The organism is Mesorhizobium sp. M7A.F.Ca.MR.362.00.0.0 (assembly GCF_004023175.1).
Lineage (GTDB): Bacteria > Pseudomonadota > Alphaproteobacteria > Rhizobiales > Rhizobiaceae > Mesorhizobium.
Genome location: NZ_RZTF01000392.1, coordinates 2,791 through 5,855, shown reverse-complemented (window position 1 = coordinate 5,855; position 3,065 = coordinate 2,791). Strand labels below are relative to the sequence as shown.

General features: G+C 60.3%; 6 protein-coding genes. 4 read left to right on the top strand and 2 right to left on the bottom strand.

From position 1 onward, the window contains the following. Together EOC06_RS31025 and EOC06_RS31020 are read right to left on the bottom strand one after the other, a co-directional pair. On the bottom strand, nt 1-486 hold a 486-nt coding region (locus EOC06_RS31025), incomplete at its 3' end, for a copper homeostasis protein CutC (RefSeq protein ID WP_281062125.1). 96 nt (nt 487-582) lie between these two features. Further along, nucleotides 583-1,014: a cupin domain-containing protein gene (locus EOC06_RS31020; RefSeq protein WP_128309580.1), complete on the bottom strand. Its 432-nt coding sequence runs from the start codon at nt 1,012-1,014 to the stop codon at nt 583-585. 222 nt (nt 1,015-1,236) lie between these two features. On the opposite strand from EOC06_RS31020, the gene EOC06_RS31015 reads away from it, so the two are divergent. The 4 genes from EOC06_RS31015 to EOC06_RS31000 all read left to right on the top strand — a co-directional run bounded on the left by EOC06_RS31015 (nt 1,237) and on the right by EOC06_RS31000 (nt 3,051). Continuing rightward, nucleotides 1,237-1,725, top strand: a complete 489-nt coding sequence (locus EOC06_RS31015; protein ID WP_128309579.1) for an Hsp20 family protein — start codon at nt 1,237-1,239, stop codon at nt 1,723-1,725. A 69-nt stretch (nt 1,726-1,794) separates the two neighbouring features. After that, entirely contained in the window at nt 1,795-2,250 is a 456-nt protein-coding gene (locus EOC06_RS31010; RefSeq protein ID WP_128309578.1) for a hypothetical protein, read from the top strand. 44 nt (nt 2,251-2,294) lie between these two features. Further along, nucleotides 2,295-2,594: a DUF982 domain-containing protein gene (locus tag EOC06_RS31005; protein ID WP_128309577.1), complete on the top strand. Its 300-nt coding sequence runs from the start codon at nt 2,295-2,297 to the stop codon at nt 2,592-2,594. 211 nt (nt 2,595-2,805) lie between these two features. Beyond that, the gene (locus tag EOC06_RS31000; protein ID WP_127329563.1) at nt 2,806-3,051 is read left to right on the top strand and encodes a hypothetical protein; all 246 of its coding nucleotides are present in this window, start codon (nt 2,806-2,808) and stop codon (nt 3,049-3,051) included. Nucleotides 3,052-3,065 lie beyond the last annotated feature (14 nt).

Below are 3,065 nucleotides of genomic sequence, written 5' to 3'. Positions count from 1 at the left end.
TTCGATAGCAGTGTCACGCTGGCCGCTGGTCAGCACGCGGCCGACCTTGCTGCGGATCAGCGATTCGAGCGCCTCGGCCGGGTCGCGCGTCATGTCGAAGGCGCGATGACAGGTGACGTTCAAGGGGCCGGCCGCCTGCGTCAGTTCGCTCATGCGCGCCTCGTCCATGGTGCCATCGGCGTTCAGGCAGCCAAACACCACGCCGGGCACGCCGAGTTCGCGCAATGCCGAGACATCGGCCAGCATCGAGGCGTATTCGGTCTCACTGTAGAGAAAATCGCCGCCGCGCGGCCGCACCATGACGTGAAACGGCACACTTGCCTGCTCGAGGGCGGCGCGGACCGTGCCGAGGCTCGGCGTGATACCGCCTTCGATGAGGCTGGCGCATAGTTCGATCCGGTCGGCGCCGGCGGCTTGCGCCGCGAGAAGGCCGTCAATGCCTTCGACACAGATTTCGATCAGCGGCAGGCGGAGAGCTTTGGTCAAGGGCAGATCCAGTCCATGATTTTCGCCAGCCCTACCACCGGGTCGGTTGCTGGGAAAGCGGGAACAGCCTTCCGCCTTCGCCCACAGACTTGGCGGTTATTGGCGCAATTCCGTATTCTTGGCGCCTTGCTCGACCTGATCGATCACCAGAAGCTTCACTTCGACATCCCCGATATTGGTGGCCTGATGCCACTGGCCGATCATTTCGATGATGAAATCGCCAGCCTTGTAGGTGTTGCTGATGCCGGTCTCGACATTGGTGACCTTCAGCGTGCCGGCCTGGACATAGGCGTAGCGCGGAAAGGGGTGTCTGTGGACCGGCAAGGTCGCGCCCGACGCGATGTCGTAGGTCGAGACCAGCACCTGCACGTTCTTCTGCGGCAACGTGATCGGTTGGCCGGACGCGGTCGTCGTGCGCGACGCAAGAGGGGTCACGACCACAGGCGTGCCGCTGCTGTCCAGCGCGCGGGCCGGGTTCGCGGAAAAGGCCACCGCGAGCAGCAGTCCGGACATCAAAATTTTTCGCATGATTCGCTCCACCCCTGGCGTCAACATCGCGCAGCGGCCAGCAGCACGCAAGGCAGCGCCTTGGGCACCTGCCTGCCGGCCAGAAAATTTTTTACGCCCCTCTTGACGGAAAAAAACACGATTACCAGATCGTTTTCCGTCGAGGCTTCGGCTCGACATACTGGCGTCGCAGCGGCGCTGCGACAGCCTCGTAACCCATGTTGCTTCACGGAGGATATGGCTATGAGAAGCTTTGATTATACCCCTCTTTACCGCACAACGGTCGGCTTCGACCGTCTCTTCGATATGCTCGAAAAAAGCGTGCGCTCTGACTGGCCTCCCTACAATATCGAGAAGATTGGCGAGCACGACTATCGCATTACGATGGCTATCGCCGGCTTCGCTCTCGATGAGGTCGAACTCATGCAGAACGGCCCCGAATTGTCTGTCATCGGCCAAAGGAAACCCGACCAGGAAAATCGGGAGGTCCTTCATCGCGGCTTGGCGACGGGCAACTTCAAACAGGTGTTCAAACTTGCCGACCATGTAAAGGTCAAGGCGGCCAACCTCGAGAATGGCTTGCTGTCGGTGGACCTGATCCGCGAAGTGCCCGAGGAACTCAAGCCTCGGCGCATTGAGATAGGGTCCGAAGCCAAAGCGGTTTCGCTCGAGCGAACCGACAGGACGCAGGCGATCGATTCGGATGCGGAGCCTCAGCGCGAGGTCGCCTGATTCCCTGGAACCTGGATCTACGGTCCGCCTCCCGGTTCGGCCGGGAGGCACAGATCGCGGAGAATTGAGATGAGAACCGAAACTTACAGTTTTCACCAACCTGAACCGAAAAATCTTGCCGCGGAATCCGCTGAGTTGCGGACGCCGGATGATGTGCTGAACGAGGAGACGATGACGATCGGTGCAAAGCGGGCTTTGCTTGCTTTCTGGGCTTCCGACGTTCATGCGGTTCCTGACAATCCCGCGTTGCGGCAATTGGACAACGGCGCCATCGTTGAAGTCAGCGACATACTCCGCGCCCTGCGCCTTCTGGACGAATCCGGGCAGGAAACGCGTGTTTCAAAGGTGTCGGCAACCGTCAGCCCGTCTTTCGACCGGCGCCGCAGGAAGAGCCGTCTCGGCTGGATGCGGCATCCCTGGCGAGATGACGACGATGATCCGCCGCCAATCCCGGCCTTTGCAACGGTGCCGCCCGGGCGTGGAGGTGGCGGCATGTTGGCCGAGCCGGAGCATGCGATCGCATAATGACCCGAACCAGCAACAACCCACCGTGCCTAATGGAGGATTACATGAGTGACAGGACGTTCGACCAACCGGTCCTGGTCAAGAATGGCGAGTTCATTCAAGAAATAGGGTGCCTCGACGACGCCTTTGACTTCTTTGACGAGTGGCCAAGGGAGCGGCGGGGTCCGATTTTCGAAACGGCCTTTCGAGCCTGCCAGCGTGCTCACGACGGCCAGGTTCCGCTGACGGTGGCGCGCGATGCCGTCGCCGGCTTCGCAAGATCCGTCAAGATACTGCAGAACCCGCTTGCTCAATTCCCTTGGATGGACGGCACAAGGTCAGGTCGCGGCGGGATTACCGCTTAGCCTTGATAAAAGGGCGGCGCTACCAGGATGGCCGGGCCTGCATCGTCGTTTTCACATCGCTACAAGGGTGAGCTGTCCTACCAGTTCACCTTGTAGCGGGGCGGCTCGATCGTTTGTTCGAACTCCTGGTGCGGTTTTTGGCGACTGGCTAGGTCAGCCTCGCAACAGTTAGCGCTAATATAATGTTCGAAGCGTCGCCACAGGAGGTTCAATGGTTTCCGCTATCGCAAGTCAACATCCGCATGTCCCGGAAAAACAAACGGCAGTGGGGAAGCCGCAAACCGGCGAAGGATTTTCGCCGGGCCGCAGCGCGGACGCCGTGGGACATCTGGCCAAAATCATGGTTGCCGCAGGCGGCGATATGGATGCTGGCGCGCAAGGCCGCGCGGCATCCAAGATCGCCAGGATGGACATCACGGTTCTGACCGCACCACCCGTAGAAACACCAACAGAGTAAGATATGCTCGTTCG

Excerpts from the sequence above, each read along its gene's own strand:
- EOC06_RS31020 (WP_128309580.1), bottom strand. The coding sequence starts at position 1,014 with ATGCGAAAAATTTTGATGTCCGGACTGCTGCTCGCGGTGGCCTTTTCC.
- EOC06_RS31015 (WP_128309579.1), top strand. The coding sequence starts at position 1,237 with ATGAGAAGCTTTGATTATACCCCTCTTTACCGCACAACGGTCGGCTTC.
- EOC06_RS31010 (WP_128309578.1), top strand. The coding sequence starts at position 1,795 with ATGAGAACCGAAACTTACAGTTTTCACCAACCTGAACCGAAAAATCTT.
- EOC06_RS31005 (WP_128309577.1), top strand. The coding sequence starts at position 2,295 with ATGAGTGACAGGACGTTCGACCAACCGGTCCTGGTCAAGAATGGCGAG.
- EOC06_RS31000 (WP_127329563.1), top strand. The coding sequence starts at position 2,806 with ATGGTTTCCGCTATCGCAAGTCAACATCCGCATGTCCCGGAAAAACAA.